Source organism: Candidatus Accumulibacter phosphatis (assembly GCF_000024165.1).
GTDB classification, from domain to species: Bacteria; Pseudomonadota; Gammaproteobacteria; order Burkholderiales; family Rhodocyclaceae; genus Accumulibacter; species Accumulibacter phosphatis.
The window spans coordinates 2,035,340-2,059,751 of sequence record NC_013194.1; the positions used below are offsets into that span (position 1 = coordinate 2,035,340).

The 24,412-nt window shown below is 64.5% G+C and carries 19 protein-coding genes; 9 read left to right on the forward strand and 10 right to left on the reverse strand.

What is annotated here, in order from left to right:
* Positions 1 to 423 precede the first annotated feature (423 nt).
* The 4 genes from CAP2UW1_RS09015 to CAP2UW1_RS09030 all read left to right on the forward strand — a co-directional run bounded on the left by CAP2UW1_RS09015 (position 424) and on the right by CAP2UW1_RS09030 (position 3,391).
* Complete coding sequence (locus CAP2UW1_RS09015; RefSeq protein ID WP_012806124.1) at positions 424 to 948, forward strand: DUF6431 domain-containing protein; 525 nt, start codon at positions 424 to 426, stop codon at positions 946 to 948.
* Between the two features lie 129 nt (positions 949 to 1,077).
* Positions 1,078 to 2,400: a DDE-type integrase/transposase/recombinase gene (locus tag CAP2UW1_RS09020; protein ID WP_012806985.1), complete on the forward strand. Its 1,323-nt coding sequence runs from the start codon at positions 1,078 to 1,080 to the stop codon at positions 2,398 to 2,400.
* 2 nt (positions 2,401 to 2,402) lie between these two features.
* Complete coding sequence (locus tag CAP2UW1_RS09025) at positions 2,403 to 3,197, forward strand: ExeA family protein (protein ID WP_012806122.1); 795 nt, start codon at positions 2,403 to 2,405, stop codon at positions 3,195 to 3,197.
* On the forward strand, positions 3,194 to 3,391 hold the full coding sequence (locus tag CAP2UW1_RS09030) for a hypothetical protein (protein ID WP_012806121.1): 198 nt from the start codon (positions 3,194 to 3,196) through the stop codon (positions 3,389 to 3,391). Before CAP2UW1_RS09025 ends, CAP2UW1_RS09030 begins: the two co-directional genes overlap by 4 nt.
* Positions 3,392 to 3,452: 61 nt before the next feature.
* Here CAP2UW1_RS09030 and CAP2UW1_RS09035 read toward each other — a convergent pair whose 3' ends face one another.
* Complete coding sequence (locus tag CAP2UW1_RS09035; RefSeq protein ID WP_041567790.1) at positions 3,453 to 3,980, reverse strand: hypothetical protein; 528 nt, start codon at positions 3,978 to 3,980, stop codon at positions 3,453 to 3,455.
* A gap of 117 nt (positions 3,981 to 4,097) precedes the next feature.
* Positions 4,098 to 5,327, reverse strand: coding sequence for a hypothetical protein (locus CAP2UW1_RS09040; protein ID WP_015766320.1), 1,230 nt, complete (start codon positions 5,325 to 5,327; stop codon positions 4,098 to 4,100).
* A 655-nt stretch (positions 5,328 to 5,982) separates the two neighbouring features.
* Between CAP2UW1_RS09040 and ltrA the strand changes: the two genes are divergently transcribed.
* A complete protein-coding gene (ltrA, locus tag CAP2UW1_RS09045; protein WP_412566870.1) occupies positions 5,983 to 7,323 on the forward strand; it encodes a group II intron reverse transcriptase/maturase in 1,341 nt (446 codons plus the stop codon).
* Positions 7,324 to 7,804: 481 nt separating this feature from the next.
* On the opposite strand, the gene CAP2UW1_RS09050 is transcribed toward ltrA, so the two are convergent.
* Positions 7,805 to 8,392 (reverse strand): hypothetical protein, encoded by a 588-nt coding sequence (locus tag CAP2UW1_RS09050; protein ID WP_041567791.1) that lies wholly within the window; start codon positions 8,390 to 8,392, stop codon positions 7,805 to 7,807.
* A 123-nt stretch (positions 8,393 to 8,515) separates the two neighbouring features.
* Positions 8,516 to 8,872, reverse strand: coding sequence for a hypothetical protein (locus tag CAP2UW1_RS09055; RefSeq protein WP_015766323.1), 357 nt, complete (start codon positions 8,870 to 8,872; stop codon positions 8,516 to 8,518).
* Positions 8,873 to 9,011: 139 nt separating this feature from the next.
* On the opposite strand from CAP2UW1_RS09055, the gene CAP2UW1_RS09060 reads away from it, so the two are divergent.
* The 4 genes from CAP2UW1_RS09060 to CAP2UW1_RS09075 all read left to right on the forward strand — a co-directional run bounded on the left by CAP2UW1_RS09060 (position 9,012) and on the right by CAP2UW1_RS09075 (position 17,583).
* A complete protein-coding gene (locus CAP2UW1_RS09060) occupies positions 9,012 to 10,034 on the forward strand; it encodes an integron integrase (protein ID WP_015766324.1) in 1,023 nt (340 codons plus the stop codon).
* A 657-nt stretch (positions 10,035 to 10,691) separates the two neighbouring features.
* The gene (locus tag CAP2UW1_RS09065) at positions 10,692 to 12,404 is read left to right on the forward strand and encodes an autotransporter assembly complex protein TamA (protein ID WP_015766325.1); all 1,713 of its coding nucleotides are present in this window, start codon (positions 10,692 to 10,694) and stop codon (positions 12,402 to 12,404) included.
* Positions 12,401 to 16,510 (forward strand): translocation/assembly module TamB domain-containing protein, encoded by a 4,110-nt coding sequence (locus tag CAP2UW1_RS09070; RefSeq protein WP_015766326.1) that lies wholly within the window; start codon positions 12,401 to 12,403, stop codon positions 16,508 to 16,510. Before CAP2UW1_RS09065 ends, CAP2UW1_RS09070 begins: the two co-directional genes overlap by 4 nt.
* The gene (locus tag CAP2UW1_RS09075; RefSeq protein ID WP_015766327.1) at positions 16,507 to 17,583 is read left to right on the forward strand and encodes a PA0069 family radical SAM protein; all 1,077 of its coding nucleotides are present in this window, start codon (positions 16,507 to 16,509) and stop codon (positions 17,581 to 17,583) included. The genes CAP2UW1_RS09070 and CAP2UW1_RS09075 overlap by 4 nt, the downstream gene beginning before the upstream one ends.
* Positions 17,584 to 17,609: 26 nt before the next feature.
* Here CAP2UW1_RS09075 and CAP2UW1_RS23640 read toward each other — a convergent pair whose 3' ends face one another.
* From CAP2UW1_RS23640 to CAP2UW1_RS09105, 6 genes are all read right to left on the reverse strand, one after another.
* On the reverse strand, positions 17,610 to 19,940 hold the full coding sequence (locus CAP2UW1_RS23640) for an SUMF1/EgtB/PvdO family nonheme iron enzyme (protein WP_015766328.1): 2,331 nt from the start codon (positions 19,938 to 19,940) through the stop codon (positions 17,610 to 17,612).
* Positions 19,941 to 20,043: 103 nt separating this feature from the next.
* A complete protein-coding gene (locus CAP2UW1_RS09085; RefSeq protein ID WP_015766329.1) occupies positions 20,044 to 21,102 on the reverse strand; it encodes an L-threonylcarbamoyladenylate synthase in 1,059 nt (352 codons plus the stop codon).
* Positions 21,092 to 22,249 carry a 5-(carboxyamino)imidazole ribonucleotide synthase gene (locus CAP2UW1_RS09090; protein WP_015766330.1) on the reverse strand — a complete coding sequence of 386 codons (1,158 nt, stop codon included), beginning with the start codon at positions 22,247 to 22,249 and terminating at the stop codon, positions 21,092 to 21,094. The genes CAP2UW1_RS09085 and CAP2UW1_RS09090 overlap by 11 nt, the downstream gene beginning before the upstream one ends.
* Positions 22,250 to 22,352: 103 nt before the next feature.
* A complete protein-coding gene (purE, locus tag CAP2UW1_RS09095) occupies positions 22,353 to 22,850 on the reverse strand; it encodes a 5-(carboxyamino)imidazole ribonucleotide mutase (RefSeq protein WP_015766331.1) in 498 nt (165 codons plus the stop codon).
* Positions 22,850 to 23,701, reverse strand: a complete 852-nt coding sequence (gene folD / locus CAP2UW1_RS09100) for a bifunctional methylenetetrahydrofolate dehydrogenase/methenyltetrahydrofolate cyclohydrolase FolD (protein WP_015766332.1) — start codon at positions 23,699 to 23,701, stop codon at positions 22,850 to 22,852. The genes purE and folD overlap by 1 nt, the downstream gene beginning before the upstream one ends.
* A 52-nt stretch (positions 23,702 to 23,753) precedes the next feature.
* Positions 23,754 to 24,389 (reverse strand): indolepyruvate oxidoreductase subunit beta, encoded by a 636-nt coding sequence (locus tag CAP2UW1_RS09105; protein ID WP_015766333.1) that lies wholly within the window; start codon positions 24,387 to 24,389, stop codon positions 23,754 to 23,756.
* Between the last annotated feature and the right edge of the window lie 23 nt (positions 24,390 to 24,412).

The following is a 24,412-nucleotide window of genomic DNA, read 5'->3' on the forward strand; positions in this document are numbered from 1 at the left end:
CGCCCGGAAAGTGGTGGCCGGGACGCGAAAACGGCCGCTTTCGGGAGATCGGCGTCGCGCATGCGGCGGCGCGCCGAAACTTCCCGCTCCCGCCCCACCGGCGTTCATGCCCATGGGGTCAATCCAGAAAAGATGTTTGCAGGGGGGGCGCCCCGCTCTCCGGCCCGGGCTCGTCCAACAAACGGATCAGATCGTGGCTTCGCACGATCTCTTCGTTAGGCCGCACGTGTTTGGCGCCAGCGCACGATGTTACGTCCGCCCCTAAACGGGATTGAAGGGCTTTGAATATCGCGCGTACTTTGAGCAGGAAGATCGAAGGATCTCCTGAGCGAAGGCGGAATGAAGAAGGACGGAGAAGGGCTGGAACACCTCTGCTATCGTGGGAAGTTATCGAGACGACCGAGATAGAAAAGAGCCCAGCCCATGCAACGAATTGTAGCCGGCATCACCACGCTTGAGCAGCACGTTGAGACGACTCAAAAGGCCGCTGAAGTGTATCGACCGAAGTCGTGCCCGCACTGCGGGCTGGGAGTGGTCCATCAGCATGGTCACTATGAGCGAAAGGCCGACCGCCGAGCCGTGCCGCCACGGCTCAACCCGATCCCCATCCTTCGCTACCGTTGTGCCGGATGCCGACGCACGTGTTCGCGCCTGCCGGAATGTATCGCACCGCGACGCTGGTATGACTGGTCGGTGCAACAGCAAGTCCTGCAGCAGCGGCTGAACGGCGCGGCAGAGCACCCCGGCGGTCCACCTGACCGGCACACGGGCGCGCGCTGGTGGAACTGGTTGCAGGAGCGGGGAAAGGACTTTGTGTTTCACCTGCGCGTGCGCTTTGCCGAACTCGGCCGGGCCGTTGACACGCACGGCTTTTGGCACCAGGTGTTCAACAGCCTGGGTCTGCCGCGGGCCATGTTCTGGCTCGATCAAGAGATGAGCGTCCCATGATTTCCTGACACCGAGCGAGTGGCGGACGGTGGGGACCCCGCCCGGGCGGGGTCCCCACACAGTTTGCTCGTGGCATTATTTCGGCCCTTTTGTTTTGATGACGACTCCCATTCACCCCGAGGAGTCGTCATGAATCGAATCAATCCGATCGCCTTGTTTCGCCTGTCCGTCCTGGGTTCGCTGACCAGCCGGGAACGGCTGGATCACGGCGAATTGCAGCAGACCATCCGCGCCCTGGCCGAGCGCGAATACACCATTCCCGGCACGCGTCGGCGCCATGTTGCCGAGAAGACGATTCAGGGCTGGTATTACACTTACCTTGCCCAGGGCATCGATGGCCTGACACCCAAGACCCGTATCGACCGCGGGCAATCGAAGCTATCGCAAGCCATTCAGACCGCGATCCTTGCCGCGAAGCGCGACAACCCGCGCCGCTCGATCCGTCAGATTCGCCAGTTGCTCGAAGCCACCGGAACGGTGGCTCGCGGCAGCCTGTCGCGCTCGACGGTCCACCGGCTGCTGCAACAGCACGGCCTGTCGCGGATCAGCGGCTCGGCCAGCCTGCCCGAGGAGAAGCGCAGCTTCGTCGCCGCTTCCGCGGGCGCCATCTGGTATGGCGATGTGATGCACGGTCCCCGCGTGCCTCACGAGGGCAAGCTCGTCAAGGGGTATCTCGTCTCGCTGTTCGACGATGCCTCACGTCTGGTGGCTCACAGCGCTTTCTGCCCCGGCGAAACGGCGCTCGACATCGAAGGGGTGCTCAAGCAGGCGCTGCTGAAGCGAGGCATCCCGATCAAGCTCGTCGTCGATAACGGCGCGGCCTACCGCGCTGAGACCCTGCAGGGGATCTGCGCCCGCCTGGGCATTCACCTGATCTATTGCCGGCCCTATGCGCCCGAGGGCAAGGGCAAGTTGGAGCGCTGGCACCGGACCTGCCGCGACCAGTTCCTGTCGGAACTCGACGAGCGCCACATCAACAGTTTCGAGGACCTCAATGCGCGTCTCTGGGCCTGGCTGGAGCGGGTCTATCACCATACGCCGCATGCCGGCCTCGACGGGATGACGCCGCTCGCGCGCTACCAGCAGGATTTGTCGAAGATTCGTTCGCTGGGAGCGCTGGCCGCGCAGCTCGATGCCTTGTTCCGGTATCGCGTCAGCCGTCGAGTCAGGAAGGATGGCACGGTGTCGTATCAGGGGGCGCGCTTCGAAGTGCCTTTCGAACTCTCCGGCAAGACGGTGTGTCTGGTCGTCGATCCGCATAGCGGGGCGGTCATCGAGGTCGAGGACGAGCACGGCAAGGGGATCGGCGCCGCGACCCCGCTCGATGCCCTGGGCAATCTCGATCGCCAACGAAATAAATCCGACCCGACAGACGCCGCTCCCGCCTCGCCGTCTGGCCCGAATCTGATCGAACTCACCTATCGTCAGTATTACGACCGCAAAGGAGACTGAAGATGTATCTGCAACACTTTGGTCTGCGCCATCCGCCTCTGGGCAAGGACGCCGCCGAGCTGTGGGATGACGGTGCGCTGGCGCAACTCGCCGAGCGCTTCCAGTGGCTTCTGCAATCGCCGGGCCTCGGCCTGCTGACCGGCGAGGCCGGCGTGGGCAAGACGGCCGCCTTGCGCCTCGTGACCGCCAAGCTCAATCCGCATCGCTACCAAGTCATCTACCATGCCGAGACCGATTTCGGACGGGCAGACCTTTACCGGTGCCTGGCCCAATCCCTCGGCCTTCAGCCGAGTTATCGTCGCGCCCAACTGTGGCGCGACATCAAGGCGCATATCCATCATCTGGCCGACGCCAAGCAACTTCTGCCGGTCTGGATCCTCGACGAGGCGCAGAATCTGCCACCCGAATTCTTCCGCGATTTCCCCGCTTTTCTCAACTTCGCCTTCGATTCGCGCGATCTCATCACTGTCTGGCTGGTCGGTCACCCGATCCTCGCCCAAACCCTCGAACGGGCGTCTTACGCCGCACTCGCCGGCCGCATCCAGGCACGCGTGCATCTGCGACCGGTGCTCGAACGCGAGCGCTTTGCGCAACTCGTCGGCCATGCCCTCAAGAGCGCCGGGTGTGCGCATACCCTGCTCACCGATTCCGGCCTGGAACTCCTGCGCCAAGCCAGCAAGGGCCTGCCGCGCCACGCCGGGCGCATCCTGCGCACCGCCATGCGTCTGGCGGTGCCGCGCGCACTCAATCATTTGCCCGACGATCTGCTGCAAGCGGCTATCGAGGAGTTGCGATGAAACGCCGCCCTCACTCCCTCTTCCCCGACGGCCTCTCCGACGAAAGTGCGGCGGCGATCAGCGAGTTCCTTCACCAACTCGCCGCTGCTTGTGAGGCCCGCTACCTCGTCCAGCTTCGCCGCCACCGCAGCCGTCAGATGAACCTCTACGATCCCGAAGCCCCTTGGAGAATACCTCCAGGCGAGCCCTTCTAGCCCTCTCGTCCCACGCTGACGCCGGAACCTCTTCTTCCGGCGTCAGCGTGGGACTTTGCCATCATCTCAACCTCGAATGGCTCGGGTTGAAGAGTTCCAGATATCGCGGGACGTAACACACGACGGCGATGACAAACCCAAGGGTACCTATGGCTAGAGCCATAAGGCCGGCCCAGGGGTTGACTCCGGCGTTGTGGAAGGCGATGTCTTTTTCCAGGGACTTTACCTGATGTGTGTCGGTTTTGATTCCGTACGCAGGAACAGGCTCGAGGTTAGCGGCTGATTGCTTTTGGACAAAGAACTGAAGTGTTGTGCTACCGACAACCCATGCCTTGGATTCCTCACGCGCTGGAGGTGTACTTGCTACGAACACCGTCTCATCGTGAGTGAGCGAGAAAAGTACCCAGGTGCCTCTGCGAGGGCTCTCGTCCTTTACCTCTTTCAGAACACCCCGGACAAGCCGGTAAGCTTGGGGATCTTCGGGCAACCGTTCAAGGGGATACAGGAGCATCAGCGCTCCCAATGAACCCACTGCGACAGACACGAAGAAGAAGATCGCGAAGTCAGCTCTTGAGTGCAGGCGATACACGCGGTTGTCTCTTGTGCGGCCTAACGTAGAGCTAACCGGCGCTGCGCGGCTTTATCGCGCAGCGTCCAGCGACCAAAGGGAGCGAGGTTGAGCGCCGGGTTGGGCATCGCCTCAATGCTAAGCAGGAACATCGAATGCCATAACGGTAAGCAAAAGTTCCCGATTTGGGTCATCCCGGTGAGCAAACACATACCGGAACATAGTTTCCGAAGCGAATGCAATTTGGCGTTTGAAATTGCTGTGTCCTTTGCTTGTTTCCCGTATGGACTCCAATACTTTTGTGAAATCCTTGTTGCGATTAAAGACAATGACGGCGACTTTAGTGTCCCGCCATGAACTGTAGCCGAGCAGTTGATCTATGGTCTCAAGTAGCTTTTTAGGCCCAGACCAAAACTTGCACTCAGCGATGAAAATATTCTTCCCGTCTGAACGAATAAGGATGTCGGTCTTGCCTTGATAGTTGAATGTTTCACCCGTTGCTTGGCCTTCATAGTGCCCATTCAACTGCACAAGGAAGTGCGATCGAATTGACTCTTCGTCCATCGATGTGAATGCTGAAGGGCTTCTTTCCATTACGTGAACCATATTTTGAATAACGCTCAGGATATGGTCATAGTCCGCACTTGCCAAAGTCGGCTCCGGCTTAAATGGGGTCGCACTTGCTGGGGGGAGCGACGGGGCTAGTTTTCGCCGCACCTCTGGAGCAGCAAAAGTGCGTGACTCACCCTCCCGTTCTTTGATCTTAAAACCAAGATCGCCAAGAAGATTTCGATCCTTTAGCAACTTGGTGCGTCTCTGCTCAATTGCCCCGCGAGCAATTGAGCGAACCTGAGAATTCAAACCTTGCGCGTTTGAGCGCAAGGTAACCAAATACCCTTCGATTTCCGAAATCGTTCTATTTACCTCAGCTCGAACTTGCTCTGCCGACAAATCGGTTCCCTCAATTTTTATGATGAGGTTGTTGTTCTTGACCTCGGCACGAGGCGGACTCATCGTGAAGCTGGTCGGCTGAATTTTGAATGCTTCTGAATCTCCTTCGAACGGCACTGAAATTTCTACTGTTGTGCCATTCACGTAGAACGGCTGACCTGGATTGCTGAAATACCTGCCCCTGTCGCCGCTTACATCAATCTTGGTTTCGCGTTGATCTGCGACGATGTTATCAGGCCTCAAGATTGGCACTTCGATTCTGTACTTTTTCTCAAAGTAATCACATAGATCGTCAACGGAGCTGTTGAGCAACCTGTCGCCGTTGATGGTATCGATCTCTTTCGCGAGTTCTTTTCGCTGGTGCTGATCTACAGAATGCCAATCAGCATTGTTAAAGAGATAATTGCGATCACGCATAGATTCCCTCATGAGTGTTTGGTGACGCCCAACGTAGAGCTAACCGGCGCTGCGCGGTTTTATCGCGCAGCGTCCAGCGACTGAAAGGAGCGAGGTTGAGCGCCGGGTGTGCGCCCAGCATGGGCGCGATGTGATGGGGTGGAAGTCCCCTGTGGGAGTACCGACGTGACTTCATGATGAAGCCATGATAACCACTAGCCGAAGGCAAGGGCAAGGTCGTGAGGACTTGTCTGGAGGAAGCCGGAGCGCAAAAGTGCGAGGCGACGGACAGAAACTGCATAGAAGGCCTGGTCTGCGGGCGAGTTGGCACCCCATGACGAAGCCCACCGGATACGGCGGACAAGGTAAATGCAGCGCTTGTGCACGGAAACATCGCGTTCTTACCTGGGGAGACCTGATCGGCAAGCGATTGCCGACGTTTCGCAAAAGCAGTGGGGATCGCTGCTTAACAGAATGATCCGGGCGTTGCGGGAGGCTGCCGGCCGCAGACGAGCGAACAGGCAGCGAGCGAAGCGAAGGCCATAGCGCGACGGCGAGCAATCGCCAGCGTGACTGATCAGGAGTCAGCAGAGGCCATAGTAGCGACACCGAAAGGTAACGCGAAGGGCCGAACATGAACAGACAAGGAGGAGCCGTGAGTCACTCGAACCCGACAATGAACCCGACCGGGGGAGCCGGGGATCGGCGTGATCTTGCCCAGCCAGCCTTGCACGACGCCCCGAAGGAAGGTTGTATGGGGAAGGACTTGATGGAAGCCGTACTCTCACCGGCCAACCTGAAACAGGCGTGGCGTCGAGTGAAATCCAATCGCGGCGCACCGGGAATCGACGGACTGCGCATTGAGGACTTCCCGGCGTATGCTTGTGAGCACTGGCCGGCCATCCGCCAGACCCTGAGCGAGGGTCGCTATCAGCCACAAGCGGTGCGACGGGTGATTATCCCGAAGCCCAATGGTGGCGAACGCGCGCTGGGCATCCCGACCGTTGTTGATCGGGTCGTCCAGCAAGCCATCGCTCAAATCATGACACCGATCTTCGATCCGGAATTCTCCGAATCGAGCTACGGGTTTCGGCCCCGACGCTCCGCCCACGGCGCACTCAAGCAGGTCAGAGCCGACCTCAAGGCCGGCTATCGCATCGCCGTTGATCTCGACTTGGCGAAATTTTTCGACAACGTCGATCACGACATCCTGATGGCCCGAGTGGCCAGAAAGGTGAGCGACAAGCGGTTGCTGGCCCTCATCGGCCGCTACCTGCGGGCGGGTGTCATGATTGGTTCCACGCTTCAACCCAGCGAGTTGGGAACGCCGCAAGGCGGACCCCTCTCGCCGCTGCTGGCCAACATCCTGCTTGACGATCTGGATCGGACTCTGGAAGGGCGAGGCCACCGCTTTGCGCGGTACGCCGACGACCTCATGGTTCTGGTCAAGAGCGAACGGGCCGGCCAGCGCGTCAAGGCCAGTCTCACCGCCTACCTCGGCCGGCAACTCAAACTGCCGGTCAACGAGAAGAAGAGCCAGGTGGCAAAGATCGAGCAGTGCGTTTTTCTGGGCTTCACCTTCAGGAAGAACAAACTGCGCTGGTCGGATGCCGCCTTCGCCGACTTCAAGCACCGCCTCCGGGAACTGACGGGGCGAAGCTGGGGAGTCTCGATGCCACATCGGTTCGAGAAACTCGGGCAGTACCTGCGCGGCTGGATGGGCTACTTTGGCATCTCGGAGTATTACCGACCGATTCCCGAACTGGATGAATGGCTACGCCGACGTGTGCGCATGTGCTACTGGAAACAGTGGCGTTTGTGTCGCACGAAGATCAGCCACCTTCTGGCGCTGGGGGTCGACCGGCGGACGGCGATCTTGACGGGCGTCAGCAGCAAGAGCTACTGGCATTTGTCTCGGTCAAAGGCCACGCAAGTCGGGATGACGAACGATTGGTTGAGAGCACAAGGTCTGGTGAGTATCCGGAATCTTTGGATGAAGGCTCACGGTTACGCTTAACAACGTCGTGTGCGCCCTGTTGATGAACCGCCCGGTGCGGACCCGCATGCCGGGTGGTGTGGGGAGGGCCGGTTAGACGCCGGCCCTTACCCGATTAGGGCCTGATGTAGGAAACATAAAACGGAAACCCCGACATTACACACACAGAAAACGTTGCCGGCCATGAAGAGCCAAGCGATGGCGCGCTAACTCTGACAAATGCCACAAAAGCAAGAAACGGGGAAAAAACGTAAAGCCATGTAGGCGAAGAGAAAGCACGAACCTCTGCTACATCCGGCGCTGCAAAGCGCAATGCTGCCACTGACCAGCACACTGGGATGCTCAATAACAAAGCAATGCCCTGCGGGGTATTCAGCCAATGCCCGAAACGAAACCAAGTTTGAAAGCGCTCAAGCGACACTTGCGCGAGCCCTAACGTCGTAGTTCAGGGGCGCCCGGAAGCAAGCGAAGCTTGCTGGAGGGCGTCCCTTGGAACGTAGTGTTAGGAGTCATCCCCCAAGTTCCGCGGTAAGAGAACCCAAACCAGCAAACCAAGAATTAATGTGCCGACAATTCCACCTATCAGAAACCACTCTGGTTTAGGCACTATCTGTACCGTCCAAATCCATGCGCCCGCAACAAGCAATGGAAAAAACATACCGGATAGCATGCCGAAGACATTATTCCAGCGCCTACCGATTAATGATGGCAATACGGGCACGTACTTCCCAGCTTTGAGCGTCTGTTTAACAAACTCTGCAAATACGTACTCGTCATCACGGATGGCCTTGAATGCGGCAATGACACCAAGCAAGCCAAAAATAGCTGATAGTGTTCCCACTCCAGCCAAAGCAAGACGTAATGCCTCGATAGTGGTTTGCAATGAATTGAATGATTCAAGCAGTCGTTGATTAGTTGGATCTGAAGCGAGTCCGGAAATGGATGAGCCGCTCGCGCCCAACGAAAATCCGTAGGCTGTAAAGAGAAGGCCATTGAAGGTAATCATCCACATCTGCCGTTGATTCACGAGATCATCTTCGTGCTCAATTTTCTCGCGAATTCGTGCGTATAGTTGTTCAACTTCTGACATATCTTCCTTCCTGATAGTGGTCAAACCAAAGGCTCCTAACGTTTGAATTGAGCCGCGCCGTAGCAGCGACGCTGCGAAGGGAACCCGCAAGCGAAGCATGCGGGCGTCGGCTCGAATAAATTGTTAGGCACCCGGCTTATCCGACGGATGCCCACCAGTACCGAAAGATAGCTTGTCTTTGGCGAATTCGGCGCTCACTGTGTACCTGAAGATGAATCCAAAGTACGCAACAAGTGCTAAGCAAAGTAGCGCTCCAAGGCCAATGAGGTGCCATGCGGAAAAGATGTCCTTTCCACCCGTAGCATATGCATAAGCGGCATTGACGGAGAACACGAAGGCGAAGAGGAAGAAGCCCCCCTTTACTCCTTTAGACCCGTTTTCAATTCCCAGCCGACGGAGCTCAGCATTTGCGACGAGGTAACGCTCATGAATCTGCTTTACCTCGGACTCCAACCGTACGACGCGTTCCTCAAGATCCATGGACACGGTTCTCCGAATAATGGAGTGTGAGGGAGCCTAACGTGATGTAGCAAACCTACTTGACGCAGAGTTTTGCGTCAGTATACTGTATGCATGTACATATAGCGATGAACTTCCAACGGAAACAAGGAGGTAGGGCATGGGCACGTTCACTAAAAATTCCGACAATTGCGTCAATGCCAACGGCGTTGTCCGGCCTCCCAAGAGGCTCCTTGACCAACTCTCCGAAAGCATACGCCTCAAGCACTATAGCATACGGACGGAGCAGGCTTACAGGGGCTGGGTACGACGTTTCATCCTTTTCCATGGCAAGCGCCACCCTCAGGAAATGGGGGCACGGGAGGTCGAGACGTTTCTCACCCATCTCGCCGTCGAAGGGCGGGTTTCCGCATCCACGCAGAATCAGGCAAAAAGCGCTCTGCTCTTTCTCTACAAGGAGGTGCTGAGGACTGATCTCCCTTGGCTGGATGATGTCGAGTCGGCGAAGTCCGGCAAGCGTCTGCCCGTGGTGCTGACGCCCGAAGAAGTGCAGCGCCTGCTCGGGCCGATCGAGGGAACCACGGGCCTGATCCTCCGGCTGCTTTACGGTACGGGGATGCGCATCATGGAGTGCCTGCGCCTGCGCGTTAAGGATGTGGACTTTGCTCGCCGCGAAATCCTGGTGCGCGAGGGAAAGGGGTTCAAAGACCGGGTGACGATGCTGCCCGAGAAGCTGATGGCGCCGCTGGGGGAGCATCTGGCACGCGTGAAGGCGCTGCATGCGGCTGATCTGTCTGCGGGCTTTGGGGACGTCTACCTGCCATGGGCTCTGGAGAGGAAATATCCGAACGCGGCGCGTGAATGGGCATGGCAGTACGTCTTCGTTGCCGCCAGGCGACCGGTCGATCCGCGTTCCGGGGCGGTGCGGCGACACCACGTGGAGGCGCAGAGTATTCAGCGTGCAATGCACCAGGCGCTGCGCGTTGCGGGAGTCAGCAAGCCGGCTACCCCGCACACTCTGCGCCATTCGTTCGCCACATCCCTCCTGGAAACCGGCTACGACATCCGCACCGTGCAGGAGCTGCTGGTGGGTCATTCCGATGTGAGCACGACGATGATCTACACGCACGTGCTCAAGCGCGGTGGGCACGGCGTTCGCAGTCCGCTCGACATGCTGGGGTAGAAGCATCGATCGGCCTGGTACGGCTGCTGGGGACATCTGCATGCGGTGGCGCGGCGGGTCGGGCGCGGCGGCTCGCTGGCCGATTCGGATGTGGTGGTTGCGTGCGGTGGAGTAGGGAAAGGGGTGGCAAGGCGAGACAGGGCGGGGTCGGCGGGCGGGGTGTGGCCCCGGATTTCGCGTGCGCTTCATCCGGGCTACGGGGTGCCGGGCTTTCGGGGCGGTTGGGCGCGGTGGGTGGTGCGGTGGCGGTGCGGGGTTGCGGGGTCTTTTGGCGAGGCGGGGTGGCTTGTGGTGTGGCCCCGGATTTCGCGTGCGCTGCATCCGGGCTACGGGGCTACGGGGTGCCGGGCTTTCGGGGCGGTTGGGCGCGGTCGGTGGTGCGGTGGGGGTGCGGGGTTGCGGGGCTTTCGGCGGGGCGAGCGGGCTGGGGTGGCCCCGGATTTCGCGTTCGCTCCATCCGGGCTACGCGGCTCGGGGTGCGGTGCGGCGGCTGGTGCCAGCGTCGATCTTGTCGATAGTGGGTGCAAAAGGTTTATCCTATGCGGCCGGCGGTTGCCGCTGCGGGCTATTCGGACGGCGTGGCGAGTCGTCTCGGCACGCTGACGGAACCTTCAAGCCCAGGACTTGCCGCTGGCCATGCCGGCACCTGACAGACCCATGCACAAACCTCTTGCCATTGCGGCGTTGCTGCTCGCCCTGCCTGCTTTCGCCGCCGTGCCACAACTGGTGGCGCCGGACGAGGTGGACGAACTGCTGGAGCGCTACCTCGAACTTGGCGAGGTTGCCGATGCGACGGCACAGGCGGCGTTCGAGCGGCGGATGCAGCGTGAGGTGGCGAGTCTGCTGGCGACCGAGGGCTACTTTTCGCCGCTCGTCGTCCTCCGACAGCGTGGCGAGGAACTGCTGCTCGAGGTCGATCCCGGCCCGCGTTCGCTGATCGGCAGTGTCGAGATCGAGATTGTCGGCGACATCGACGCGGTTCGCCGGCAGTCGCTGGTACAGGGCTGGAAGCTGAAGACCGGCCAGCCTTTCCGGCAGGCGGCGTGGGACGATGCGAAGCAGGGGCTGCTCGCCGACCTGCTGGCCGTCGACTTCGCCGCGGCGCGCCTGCAGGAAACCCGCGCCGACGTCGATCCCGAGGCCCGCCGGGTCGATCTGCACGTCGAGGCGACGACCGGTCCGCGCTACCGCTTCGGCGAGCTGGCCATCAGCGGTCTCGCGCGCTATTCGCCGGATCTGGTCGAGCGCTTGAACCGGACCGTCAAGCTTGGCGACAACTATCGCGAAGAGCACTTGCTGGCCTTTCAGGCGGCCCTCCAGAGCACGCCCTATTTCTCGTCGGCGAGCGTCACGATCGAGCGCGGCGATACCGACGGTAGCGCCCCCTTGGTCGGTGAGGACGGGTGGGTAACGGCGCCGGTGCGCGTCCAGCTGCGCGAGCGCGCGCCGTACCAGGTGTCTCTCGGTGCTGGCTACAGTACCAACACCGGCGCGCGCGTCGAAGCGAGCTATCGCAACAGCGACTTTCTGAGCCGTGCCTGGGAACTGCAGACCGGGGTGCGTCTCGAGGAACTGCGCCAGACGGCGTACGCCGATGTTTTCTTCCCGCCGGACGACCGGCAGCGCCGCGATGGCGTCGGTGCGGCGGTCGAGAACTCGGACATCGAGAAGCTCGGCATCAAGCGTGTCGGCGTCGGGGCGACGCGTGTGCAGCGGCGCGGCAGCATCGAGCAGCGTCTGGGCCTCAACTGGCAGCGGGAAGAACAATCACCGCAGGGGGCGCCGTCGACGACCAACCGCGCGCTGACGGCCATGGTCGGCTGGACCTGGCGCCATGCGAAAGACCCGCTCGATCTCGCCGAGGGCGTCTCGCTGCAGTTGCAGTTGGGCGGTGCCAGCAAGCAGTTGCTTTCCGATCAGAACTTCGTCCGCACCTATCTGCGTTACAGCCAGGGGATTCCGCTCAGCACCACCGATGCCCTGCTTTTTCGCGGCGAGCTGGGAGCGACGCTGGCCTCGTCGTCGAACGGCATTCCCCAGGACTTCCTCTTTCGTACCGGCGGCAGCAACTCGGTGCGCGGCTACCCGTATTTGAGCCTGGGCGTCAAGGAAGGCGCGGCGATCGTCGGCGGCCGTTACCTGGTGACGATGAGCGGCGAATACACGCACTGGCTCAATCCGACCTGGGGTGCCGCGGTCTTCGTCGATGCCGGAAACGCCGTCGATGACCCGCAGCAGATGAATCTGGCGGTCGGCTATGGGGTCGGCGCGCGCTGGCGCAGCCCGGCCGGACCGCTCGGCATCGACCTTGCTTATGGTCAGCGTGACGGCACGCTGCGGCTCGACTTCTCGCTGGCGATACCATTTTGAACGGCGATCGGGACGAACGCGACGTGCAGGAATCGACGACGACGGGCGACGAGGCGGCTGTCGTGGCGCCGCCGGCGCGCCGGCGCTGGCGCTGGCTGGGCTTTGCCGCTCTCGGCGCCGTGCTGGTGGCCCTGGCGGGGGTCGGCTGGCTGTTCGGCAGCGAGAGCGGCTTACGCGCGAGCTGCCGGTCGATCGAAGCGCTGCTGGAAGGTCGGCTCAGTCTCGACGAACCGGCCGGCGCGCTCAGCGGATCGTTTTCGCTGCAGTCGGCGCACTGGCGTAGCGATACGCTGGACATCCAGGTACAGGATCTGCAGGTGGACTGGCGGCCGGTCGATCTGCTGCGCGGGCGCCTGACCGTCAGCCGCCTCGCCGCCGCCAATCTGCGCATCGCCAACGTCGCCAGCAGCGAGCCGGTGGCGGTGCCGGAAAGCTTGCGGCTGCCCCTGGCGGTCGAGATCGAACAGATGTTTCTCGGGCGCATCGAAATTGCCGACTACGCGCATCCGCAGGGCAAGGCGGTAAGCGTCGCCGAGTCGCTCAGCGGCCGGGCGGCGAGTGACGGCGCGTGGCATCGCCTGGTCGAGTTGCGGGCCCGCGTCGCCGGTCTGGCGATCCGTGCGGAGGCGACGCTGGCCGCCGATCCGCCCTTTGCGCTGACGGCCGGGGCCGGCATCGAGGGTGAAGTCGCCGAGCGGCCGCTCGCCTTCGATCTCACGGCCGACGGTCGCCTCGACGAGTTCGCACTGGTCGGCAAGCTCCGTGCCCTCACTGCCGGCGCCGGCGAGGCCGTTGCCGGCCAGCTTGAGGCGCGGATCCGCCCCTTGGCGGTCCAGCCGATCGCCGAGGTGCTGGCAAAACTCTCGGGGATCGACCCGGCCGCCTGGGTCGAGGGCGCGCCGCGGGCGCAGCTCGACCTGCGCGGCGAGTTGCGCCCGCAGGGCAAGGCGGGCGAACTGGCGGGGCGCCTGACGGTGGTCAACCGTCGCCCGGGCGCCGTCGACCGGCAGCTTCTGCCGATCGAATCGCTGGCCGCCGGGCTGACGCTCGGCGAGAGTGAACTGCGCTTGGCCGATCTCGACGTCCGCCTCTCCGGTGGCGGCCGTCTGCAGGGCAGCGGCAGTCTGCGCGATGACCAACTGGCGCTGCGCGTCGCGGTGGCCGCGCTCGATGCGAGCGCCCTGTATAGCGGCCTGCGCCGCACGCAACTGGCCGGCCCGCTGCGCGCCACGCTCGGCCTGCATCGCCAGAGCCTGGAGGCCGACCTGCGCGGTCCGCAGTTCGCGATCCAGGGCAAGCTGCTGATCGATCCGGCCGCGGTTGTCGTCGACACCCTGCGGCTGGTCGCCGGCGACGCGCAGCTCGCCGCCAGCGGCAAGGTCGCGCTGCTCGACACGGGCGCTTTCTCGCTGCGCGGGACGCTCAGGGATTTCGACCCGAGCCGCTTTGCCAGGCTGCCGGCCGCGCGTCTCAACGCGGAGTTCGAGGCGCAGGGCAGCAGTCGGCCGCGGCTCGCGCTGGGGCTGCGCTTCCAGCTTCGCGACAGCCGTCTCGGCAAGGAGTCGTTGACCGGCAGCGGCGAGATCGACCTGGCCGGCGAGCGGCTGCGCAAGGCGGACGTCGAACTGACTGCCGCCGGTAACCGGCTGTCGGCGAAAGGCGCCTTCGGCGCGCCGGGCGACCTGCTGAAGGTGTTGATTGCCGCTCCCCGGCTCGATCCCCTGGGGATCACCGGCGACCTCAACGGACAGCTCGTTCTCGCCGGCAGCGTCAAGCTGCCCGAGCTTGCTGCGGAACTGCGCTCGGCGCACCTGGCCGTCCCCGGACTCGGGCAGATGCGCGGGCTCGATCTCGAAGCGCGCGTCGGTGACGGCAGTCAAGGTCCCCTCTCGGGCAAGCTCCGCCTGGCCGGCGTGGACCTGCCCGAGCGGCCAGGGGTGTTGCGCGACATCGCGCTCGATGCGGACGGCGTGCGCAGCCAGCATCGCTTGCGTGGGCAACTGAGCCTGCCCGGCAAACGCGATCTGCGCCTGCTGCTCGAGGGCGGCTTTTCGGCGGCGAGCGGCGGGCTGGCCTGGGCGGGAACACTGAGCGAGCTGACGCTGGCGTCGCTGCGCGAGCGGAATGCCAGCTTCCTGCGCCTGGTCGCGGCGATGCCCCTGCAGGTGGCTGGCGACCGCTTCAGCGCGGGCCCGGCGCAGTTCGCCGGCGCCGGCTGGTCGGCGCGGCTCGACCGGCTGAGTTACGCCCAGCAGCGCTGGCAGACCGCCGGCAGTCTGCAGGGCTTGCCGGTGGCCGCGACGCTGGCCGAGTTTCCCGAATCCTTCGGCGCCTTGGCGACCGCCGCGCAGGGCAACGGCAATCCGCTTCGCCTCAGCGGCGACTGGGAGATCGGCGGCGGCGCCGGCAGCTCGGGCACCGGCGGCAGCGGTGCTGGGAAGCGCCCGGCGGCCACGGCGCCGAGCACGCGCCCGAACTTGCCGACGGGTCGGGTGCGCCTGTCGCGGGAGAGCGGCGATCTGGTGATCGGCACGCTGCCGCTCGGCCTCGAGGAAGGCGTCCTGAGCCTGCAGGTCGGCGCCGGCCGTTGCGAAGGCCAGCTCAAGCTGCGCGGCAAGCGGCTTGGCGAGGTCGATGGCGAGCTCTCGGCCAGCAGTTCTGCCGATACCTTGATCGACCGCCAGGCGCCATGGCGCGGCCAAATCAAGCTGAACGCTCCCGATCTCGCCTGGGCGGGTCCGCTGGTCGGCGACGGCTGGCAACTCGGCGGTCGCCTGGCCGGCGAACTGGCGGTGGCCGGCACGCCGGCGCAACCCCGCCTCACTGGGGAATGGCGTGGTGAACAACTCGCCGTGCGCGCGCTCGATCAGGGACTGCGCCTGGAGCGCGGCAAGCTGCTGGTGCAGTTGAGCGGCGAAGCCGGCGACGACCTGCGCCTGATTCTCAAACAGTTGGTTTTCGAGAGCGATCTGCAGGCGATGCCGCGGACGCTCCTGCTCGACCCGGCGATCGACGCCAGCAGCCTGACCGGCCGGCCGGGGCGCGTCGAGGCGACCGGCGAGCTGCGCGCCGGACAGACCGATGGCTTCCTGACCCTGAAGGCAGATCGTCTCGGCATCATGCAGCGCCCCGATCAGTGGATATTGCTGTCCGGCGATACACAACTGAAAGTGGGCGAGCGCGTACTCGACATCGTCGGTAGCTTCAGGATCGACGCCGCCTATTGGGAGCTTGCCAAGAGCGGCACGCCGGAATTGTCCGAAGACGTGGTGATCAAGCGTCCAGGCACCGGCCAGGCGAAACCCTCGGTACCGGCGCGCTTGCTGTCGGTGAACCTGAACGCCGATCTCGGTCGCCACTTCCATTTCCGGGGCGCCGGCGTCGAGAGCCGTCTGGTCGGTGCGGTCAAACTGCGCTCGGAGGGTGCGGGCCTACCGCGGGCGACCGGCACGATCCGCACCCGCGACGGTCGCTTCGACGCCTATGGCCAGAAGCTCGACATCGAACGCGGCATTCTCAACTTCCAGGGCCTGATCGACAACCCGGGGCTCAACATCCGCGCGGTTCGCCGCCACCTGCCGGTCGAGGCGGGAGTCGAAGTGACCGGTACGGCGAGGCGGCCGATCGTCCGCCTGGTCTCCGATCCGGACGTGCCGGATGCCGAAAAACTCTCCTGGCTGGTCCTCGGGCAGGCGCCGGATCAACAGGGCGGCAAGGACGCTTCGGTGTTGATGGCCGCTGCCCAGACGATGCTTGGCGGCCAGGACGGCGGACCGCTGAAGGAGATTCAACGCAGTCTCGGTATCGACGAGTTCGGAATCCGCACCGGCACGCTCGACGGGTCGGGTCGCTGGCAGACCAGTCGCGTGGCCAGCACCTCGGGTTTCGGCACGACCGACTCGACCACCGACCAGATCGTCAGTGTCGGCAAGCGGCTGTCGTCGAATGTCGTCCTCAGCTACGACCAGTTGCTGAGCGCTGCCGGCAGCGTCGTCAAGCTGACCGTCGACCTGAGCCGGAATTTCTCGCTGGTCGGTCGCGCCGGCACCGACACCGGGTTTGACCTGCTCTGGAACTATCGTTTCGGACGCGAGCCGGGCAAATGACGGCAGGCACGCGCGATGGCCCGCCGCGCGGCCGCGGCGCCACCGGCAACCCCGCAGGCCGTTTCGAGACGCGCGCCAAGGAAGCCTTCGCTGACGGCTGGAGCGAGCCCGACGCCGAGCCGCGGTCGCTGCCGACGGTCGTCTTCGCGCAGACGGCGCGTTCGATCATCATGCGCAACGATTCGCCCGATGTTCCCTTCACGCAGTCGATCAATCCCTACCAGGGCTGCGAACACGGCTGCATCTACTGCTATGCGCGTCCCAGCCACGCCTACCTCAATCTGTCGCCGGGAATCGACTTCGAGACGCGCATCTTTGCCAAGACGAACGCCGCGGAATTGCTGCGTTCGGAACTCGCCGCCCGCGCTTACCGCTGCAGCCCAATTGCGCTAGGCGCGAACACCGATCCCTATCAGCCGGCGGAGCGCGCCCAGCGGATCACGCGCGGCGTGCTCGAGGTGCTGAGCGAATGCCGACACCCGTTTACGATCACCACCAAGGGTGCGCTGGTCGAGCGCGATCTCGACCTCATCGCGCCGGCCGCGGCGCTCGGTCTGGCGCGTGTCCTCGTCTCGGTGCCGCAACTCGACCACGCCCTGGCGCGCCGGCTCGAGCCGCGGGCCGCAGCACCGGCTCGCCGCATCGAAACGATCCGCCGGCTGGCGGCGGCCGGTGTGCCGACGGGGGTGCTGGTGGCGCCGGTGATCCCTTTTCTGAACGACCATGAGCTCGAGGCGGTGCTCGCCGCGGCGCGCGCGGCGGGGGCGACGACGGCGGCCTTCATCGTCCTGCGCCTGCCGCATGAAGTTCGCGGCCTGGTCGACGCCTGGTTGCAGGAGCACCAGCCGCTCAAACGGGAGCGCGTGCTGAACGCGCTGCGCGCGATGCGCGGCGGACGCGACAACGATCCGCGCTTCGGCAGCCGGATGACGGGCAGCGGCCCGTTCGCGGAACTGATCGCCGGGCGCTTTGCGCTGGCCGCACGCCGGCTCGGCTTCGCTGACGAAGCGGCCGAACTGCGTAGCGATCTCTTTCGCCCGCCGCCGCCGGGCCAGCAGCTCGAACTGTTCTGACCGCCGGGCAGTCAGAGGAATCGGAATCAGGGCTGGGTTCTGGCCAGGCGAAATCCGAGGTCGGAGGCCCGGTAGGATGCCGGGTTCTTCTGTCGCGCGGCCGAGCGGGCATAGACGGGGCCGCTGCTCCAGCTTCCGCCGCGGATCACGCGTTGCGAGCAGTCGCCGGACAGGCGCGCCTTGCCGTCGAGCGGCGCACCAGCATGGCTGGGATTCCAGCAGTCCTGGGTCCATTCGCTGACATTGCCGATCATGTCGTACAGGCTGAAGCCGTTGCGGCCGAAGTAGCCGCCGCTGCTGGCGTAAGCCTGGCCGTCGCTGCAGTTGTGAGTGACCGGCCAGGCGAGGGCCTTCTTCAGCGACTCGTCGGCGACGTTGGCGTTCCGGCAGGTGCGGCTGGGCGGCTGCTCGGGATCGGTTCCCTTGCCGGACTGGAACATGCGGGCAAAGAAGTTGCCGGTATCGCTCCACGGCCGCGGCGTGACGGTGCCCGCGCGCGCGGCATACTCCCATTCAGCCTCGCTCGGCAGCCGGTAGCCGGCAGCGGCGCCGTTGAGCCAGGCGACATAGGCCTGGGTGTCGTTCCAGCTGACGCAGACGACCGGATGGCTGTCGGTCTGCGCGAAGCCCGGTGCGCGCCAGGTGGCACTGCGCTCGACGGCGAACTCGCCGCCACTGCGGGCGACGTGGCAGCCGGGGCTGCGGCCAACACGTTCAGCTTCGGTCTGGTAGGCGGTGGCCTCGACAAACTTGCGGAACTGCCCGACGGTGACTTCGTAGTAGGCGAGTTCGAAGTTCGCGACCTTGACATTGTGCTGCGGACGCGCGGCTTCGTCGGCTTCGGGATTGTCGGTGACGTCGTCGGCGGCGGCACCCATCGGGTACTCGGCTGCCGAGAGGCGCGCCAGGCTCAGTTCGCCGATGGCGGCTTGGCGGGCCTCGTCCGGTTTCTTCTTGTCGCTTCGTTCGGGCGCCTTGCGTTCGTCGGCCGGGCGCTGCTGCTCGCGCATCGTCGGCTTGCCCTGGGCGAGGCGGGCTGCTGCCTCCTTGCGTGCTTTCTTCTGGGCGGCCTGGGCGAGGGCGACAAAGGTTCCGCGCGGGTACTCGACGAGATAACTCTGGTAGGACTCGTCGCTGTTGATCTGCTGGGCCTTTTCCCAGGCTTGTCGTTCCGCCTGTGCCTGCTGCTCCTTCTCCTGGGTGGCCAGGCGCTTCAGTTCGGCGCGTGCCAGCGGCGCATACTTGCCGCGCGGGAATTCCTTGAGATAGGTCTCATAGTAGTCACGGTTGCCTGCTGCCTGCACCTGCTGCCACAGCGCCGTGTCGCGGTCCTCCGGTGTCACCTCGCTCTTCGCACGTGCCGCCGCCGGGGCTGCGGCTGCCGGGGCGGCCTGGGGTGGCGCCGCCGCTTGACTCGCCGCCGTCAGGCCGGCGAGCTTGACGCGAGCGGCGGCGGCATAAAGACCTTTCGGATACTCGCTGAGATAGGCCTGATACGCGGCCGCGGTGTTGGTCGCTTCGGCGGCCTGCCAGGCTGCCGCGTCGGCGTCGACTGGCGCTTGCTGGATGGTGATCTGCGTCGGTCCGGTGATCACGAAGTAGAAGTCGCCGGTCAGGCTGCCTTCCATCCACGGCTCCTGCTTGCCTTTGGTGGCGCTCTTGACGCGGACGGTGACCCGCTTTAGCGCCTGTTCGATCGGCACCCCTTTTTCCTCGATCTGTGCCAGCAGGGCGGCGGTGTAGGTGCCGTTGGCTCCGTCGCCGTCCTCGGCGACGCTGCCCGGTCGCGTCGCGTAGTGAATCAGCGTGCCGCTCGGCGCCTGGATGCGCGCCAGACCGGCGCCGGCGCCGGAGCGGAAGCTGCGCGTGAAGGGGTTGTTGCGGCAGGCGTCGAGCAGCACCAGATTCACCCCCGCCTTCGAGTCTTCCATCGTGTTGAGGACGGTATTGACGTTCAGACTCTGGTGCGGAACGTCTTCTTCACTCGAAATCTCGGCGTCGACTGCCGGCAGGTAGTTCTCGCCACGAATCTGCAAGCCATGGCCGGCGTAGAAGAACAGCGCGATCGAGCCCGGGCGCAGCTTGCTGCGGAATTCCCGCAGGGCGCCGCCGATGTCACGTGCCTTGAGGTTCTCGCGCATGACGACGTCGAACTCCATCTTCTTCAGCTTGTCGCGCATTGCCCGCGCATCATTCACCGGGTTCTTGAGCGGCGAGTGCGCGTAGGCCGAATTGCCGATGACCAGGGCGACACGATGTTCGTTGCCCCGTGCCGACGAGAGATCCTGGGCGACGAGCGGCAGCGGGAGACTCAGCACCACGCCGATGAGGAAGCGAGCAAACAGGGTAGGGCGCATGGGCAGTGCCTCGTGAGCAGTGAGTCGAACGAGACGTTCGAGATTATCAGACGCCGACCGGCCGCTGCCCGATGATCTGGGTGCCGATGTGACTTTTTTCCTGTTACGGGCGAACTTGCGTCGTCGACGCGCGGTCGTTCGTCGCCAGGCCGGCGCCGCAGGCGGCCCGGTGCAGGCGGTCGGCGATCGCCGCCCAGGCAGGCGCTGCCGGGATCTCTTCGACGAGGATGATGTCGGCGGCCATTTGATCGAGTTCTCTGAGAGCCGCGTACAGCCCCCTCGCATAGCCTTGCGGATCGACCGGCAGGCGCAGTCCGGCGTGTAGCGCGCTCGCATTAGGCAGTTGGCTGTGGTGGAGTAACGCACAGCGGCGGCCGGTCTGGCGCAATTCGTCGACGACGTCGACAAGGTCTGCCTGCGTCACGAAGCGTAGCGGTGTTGTCGGTGCGTAGTGCGCCGCGAGCGACCCGGAGACGCGTGGCGTGCCATCGTCCGCCGGGCGCGTGACGATCTCCGGCAGCACGCCGATCACCGCCGCGATCTGTTCGGGCGTGACGCGTCCCGGGCGCAGCAGGCGTGGTGCCTGGTCGTCGCCGCGCGTGAGGTCAACGATCGTCGATTCGATGCCGACCGGACAGCGACCGCCGTCGAGGATCAACGGGACGGCGTCGCCGAGTTCTGCGCGCACGTGCGCGGCTTCGGTCGGGCTGATGCGGCCGAAGCGATTGGCCGAGGGGGCGGCGATGCCGCACAGGCCATCGACCCCGCCGCCGGCCTCGGCATAGGCGCGCAGCAAGGCCAGCGCCAGCGGGTGCGCCGGCACGCGCACGCCGACGGTATCCTGACCGCCGGTGACGATCGCCGGGACAGCCGGAGCGCGCTTGAGAATCAGGGTCAGGGGGCCCGGCCAGAAGGCCTCGGCCAGTTCCCAGGCGCGTGTCGGAATGTCGCGCGCCCAGCGGTCCAGGCCGCCGTCGCCGGGCAGGTGTACGATCAAGGGGTGATCGGCCGGCCGACCCTTGGCGGTGAAGATCCGGCCGACGGCCGCCGGGTTCGCGGCGTCGGCGCCGACGCCGTAGACGGTCTCGGTCGGAAAGGCGACCAGTTCGCCGGCCTGCAGCAGCGCGACGGCGCGATCGATGACGGCCTGGTCAGTGCGCATCGGTGATCCCGATCGCGGCGCGTGCCGCGACGGCCAGCGCGTGCGCGCGTTCGGGGTCGGCATCGAGGACGGTGAAATGCCCCATCTTGCGGCCGGGCCGGGCGTGATGCTTGCCATAAAGGTGTAGTTTCAGGCCGGGAAAGGCGTACAGCTTCGACCAGTCGGGTTCGCGATGGCGATGCCCGGTGGGGCCCACTTCGTACCACAGGTCACCGAGCAGATTGACCATAGCCGCGGCCGAGTGCGCGCGCGTCTCACCGAGCGGCAGGCCGCAGAGGGCGCGCACCTGCTGTTCGAACTGGCTGGTGATGCAGGCGTCGAGCGTGTAGTGACCGCTGTTGTGCGGCCGTGGTGCCATTTCGTTGATGACCAGCGCGTCGTCCACGACGAAGAACTCGACCGCCAGGGTGCCGATGTAGCCCAGGTGTTGGGCGATCTGCGCGGCCAGTTCGATGGCGCGCTCGCGCAATTCCGCCGCCGCTCGCGCCGGCACCAGCGAGACGTCGAGAATGCCCTTGCGATGGCTGTTCTCGACGGTCGGAAAGCTGGCGATGCCGCCGCCCTCGTCACGCGCCAGGACGACGGACAGCTCGCGCTCGAGCATCAGCTTCTGCTCGAGGACGCAGATTTCGCCCTTGAAGTGCTGGAAAGCGGCAAGCGCCTGATCGCGATCGTTGACCACGGCCTGCCCCTTGCCGTCATAGCCGAAGCGGGCAACCTTCAAAATTCCCGGAAAGAGGCTGTCGCTCGCCGCGCGCAGGTCCTGTTCGCCGTGTACGGCAAGGAATTCGGCATGCGGCAGGCCATGCTCGCGCAGGAAGCTCTTTTCGGCAATGCGGTTCTGGCAGACGCTGACCGCGGCAGCCGATGGGCGCACGACGACGAACTTGTCGAGATAGTCGAGGGTGCCTGCGGGAACGTTCTCGAACTCGGTGGTGATCGCGGCGCAGCCCTGTGCCAGTTCGTCGAGCGCGGCGTAGTCGTCGTACGCGGCGATCAGATGGCGGTCGGCGATCAGCCCGGCGGGGCTGTGCGGGTCGGGGTCGAGTACGCGGACGAAGTAGCCCATTTCGTGCGCCGCGGCGACGAAGAAGCGGCCCAACTGGCCGCCACCGAGCATGCCGAGAGTGGCAGGGGGGAGAATCATCACCGTCCCTGCTGGCAGCGAAGAAGCGCGACCGCCGGCGGTTGGTACGCTGCCCGCCTGTGCCGGTGCGTTTGCAGGCATCGCCGTGCTGCGGGAATGCGGCTCACACTTCCGGCAGTTTCATCGCCATCACCTTGTCGGCCTGCGCCCGACGGAAGTGGGTGAGGCGCTGCGCCAGTTCGGGATCGCCGGTGGCGAGCATCGCTACCGCAAACAGGGCTGCATTGGCGGCACCGGCCTCGCCGATGGCAAAAGTGGCGACGGGAATTCCCTTGGGCATCTGCACAATCGAAAGCAGGGAGTCCTGGCCGGACAGGGCTTTCGACTGTACCGGCACGCCAAGCACCGGCACGATGCTCTTGGCGGCGAGCATTCCCGGCAGATGCGCGGCGCCGCCGGCGCCGGCGATGATCGCCTTGAGGCCACGCGGGCCGGCGGCGGTCGCGTATTCGAAGAGCAGATCCGGGGTGCGATGCGCCGAGACGACGCGCGTCTCGAAAGGTACGCCGAACTCCTTCAGCATCACCGCCGCCGCCTGCATCGTCGGCCAGTCGGAATCCGAACCCATGACCACGCCGACCAGCGGCTCGCCGCCTGCCATCAGCGGGCCTCTCTTTCGGCCGCTTCGAGCGTGTTGGCGAGGAGCATCGTAATCGTCATCGGCCCGACACCGCCGGGCACCGGCGTGATCGCCGAGGCCACTTCGCTGACGCCAGCAAAATCGACGTCACCACAGAGCTTCCCGTCCGGCAGCCGGTTGATGCCGACGTCGATGACGACGGCGCCCGGCTTGACCATATCGGCGGTGACGAAACGTGCCTTGCCGAGCGCCGCGACCAGCACGTCGGCGCGCCGCGTGTGGAAAGCAAGGTCGCGCGTCTGCGAATGGCAGACCGTCACCGTCGCGCTGGCCTGCATCAGCAGCATGGCCATCGGCTTGCCGACGATGTTCGAGCGTCCGAGGACGACGGCTTCCTTGCCTTTGAGGTCGATGCCGGCCTCCGCGAAAAACTTCATGATTCCGTAGGGTGTGCACGGGATGAAACGCGGGTGGCCCTGCATCAGCGCGCCGACGTTCTCGGCGTGAAAACCGTCCACATCCTTGGCGGGGGAAATCGCCTTGAGCACCGCGTCGGCGTCGAAGTGCTTCGGCAACGGCAACTGCACGAGAATGCCATGGATCTTTGGATCGGCATTGAGTTCGGCGATCTTGGCGAGCACGACCTGCGGGTCGACATCCGGTGCGTACGTGATCTTGTCCGAGTGGAAGCCGGCCTGCGCACAGGCATTGACCTTGTTGCGCACATAGACCTGCGAAGCGGCGTCTTCGCCGACCAGAATCACTGCCAGACCGGGGCGAGTGCCGCGGGCGGCGAGCGCTTCGGCACGCGTCTTGAAGTCGGCGCGCAGTTTTTGCGCCAGCAGGTTGCCGTCGAGAATGGTTGCCGTCATTTTTTGGTCTTGTCGGGTGGTCGGGAGGAAAGGAGCGCGATTCTAGCGCAAATCATCCCGCCTCGGCGGCGGTCCGTGCTGCTTGCTCGGCTGCCGCCCGACCGGCGGCGAAGGCTTGCCGGTTGAGTTCGATGACCTCCGCTTTCTTGCGGGCGAAACGCTTGAGGATGCAGCGTTCAAGCACCTCGGCGGGGAAGGGCAGGTGGTCGGCGATCGCGCCGAGCATCACCGTATTGCCCAGCCGGATATCGCCGAGTTCCTGGGCAATCGCCGAGGCGTCGAAGGAAAAGACCCGCGTGCCGGCGGCGCGCATCTGGCCCACCGGATCGTCGGGATAGTCGTAGAGACCGAGTTCGACGACCGGTGGTACGAGTCGTCCGGTATTCATCAGCACCAGCCCGCCGGCACGCAGCATATGCCGCCAGCGCATCGCCTCGGCGGCCTCGAAACCGAGCAGGACGTCGGCCGAGCCGGGAGTGATCTGCGGTGACAGCACTTTCGCGCCAAAGCGCAGGTGCGACGAGACGACCCCCCCACGCTGCGCCATCCCGGCGACCTCGGTCTTCTTGGCGTCGTGCCCCAGCGCGATCGCCGCTTCGGCGAGGATCTCGGTGGCGGTCATCACGCCCTGGCCGCCGGTGCCGACGACGAGGATGTTGGTGGTGTCGAACCTGCCTGCTTCAGACATGGGATGGGAACCTTTCGCTGCGT

Excerpts from the sequence above, each read along its gene's own strand:
- CAP2UW1_RS09055 (WP_015766323.1), bottom strand. The coding sequence starts at position 8,872 with ATGGATCTTGAGGAACGCGTCGTACGGTTGGAGTCCGAGGTAAAGCAG.
- CAP2UW1_RS09075 (WP_015766327.1), top strand. The coding sequence starts at position 16,507 with ATGACGGCAGGCACGCGCGATGGCCCGCCGCGCGGCCGCGGCGCCACC.
- CAP2UW1_RS09085 (WP_015766329.1), bottom strand. The coding sequence starts at position 21,102 with ATGCGCACTGACCAGGCCGTCATCGATCGCGCCGTCGCGCTGCTGCAG.
- CAP2UW1_RS09090 (WP_015766330.1), bottom strand. The coding sequence starts at position 22,249 with ATGATTCTCCCCCCTGCCACTCTCGGCATGCTCGGTGGCGGCCAGTTG.
- CAP2UW1_RS23640 (WP_015766328.1), bottom strand. The coding sequence starts at position 19,940 with ATGCGCCCTACCCTGTTTGCTCGCTTCCTCATCGGCGTGGTGCTGAGT.
- CAP2UW1_RS09065 (WP_015766325.1), top strand. The coding sequence starts at position 10,692 with ATGCACAAACCTCTTGCCATTGCGGCGTTGCTGCTCGCCCTGCCTGCT.
- CAP2UW1_RS09060 (WP_015766324.1), top strand. The coding sequence starts at position 9,012 with ATGGGCACGTTCACTAAAAATTCCGACAATTGCGTCAATGCCAACGGC.
- CAP2UW1_RS09050 (WP_041567791.1), bottom strand. The coding sequence starts at position 8,392 with ATGTCAGAAGTTGAACAACTATACGCACGAATTCGCGAGAAAATTGAG.
- CAP2UW1_RS09105 (WP_015766333.1), bottom strand. The coding sequence starts at position 24,389 with ATGTCTGAAGCAGGCAGGTTCGACACCACCAACATCCTCGTCGTCGGC.
- CAP2UW1_RS09040 (WP_015766320.1), bottom strand. The coding sequence starts at position 5,327 with ATGCGTGATCGCAATTATCTCTTTAACAATGCTGATTGGCATTCTGTA.
- purE (WP_015766331.1), bottom strand. The coding sequence starts at position 22,850 with ATGGCAGGCGGCGAGCCGCTGGTCGGCGTGGTCATGGGTTCGGATTCC.
- CAP2UW1_RS09015 (WP_012806124.1), top strand. The coding sequence starts at position 424 with ATGCAACGAATTGTAGCCGGCATCACCACGCTTGAGCAGCACGTTGAG.
- ltrA (WP_412566870.1), top strand. The coding sequence starts at position 5,983 with ATGAACCCGACCGGGGGAGCCGGGGATCGGCGTGATCTTGCCCAGCCA.
- CAP2UW1_RS09030 (WP_012806121.1), top strand. The coding sequence starts at position 3,194 with ATGAAACGCCGCCCTCACTCCCTCTTCCCCGACGGCCTCTCCGACGAA.
- CAP2UW1_RS09020 (WP_012806985.1), top strand. The coding sequence starts at position 1,078 with ATGAATCGAATCAATCCGATCGCCTTGTTTCGCCTGTCCGTCCTGGGT.
- CAP2UW1_RS09025 (WP_012806122.1), top strand. The coding sequence starts at position 2,403 with ATGTATCTGCAACACTTTGGTCTGCGCCATCCGCCTCTGGGCAAGGAC.
- folD (WP_015766332.1), bottom strand. The coding sequence starts at position 23,701 with ATGACGGCAACCATTCTCGACGGCAACCTGCTGGCGCAAAAACTGCGC.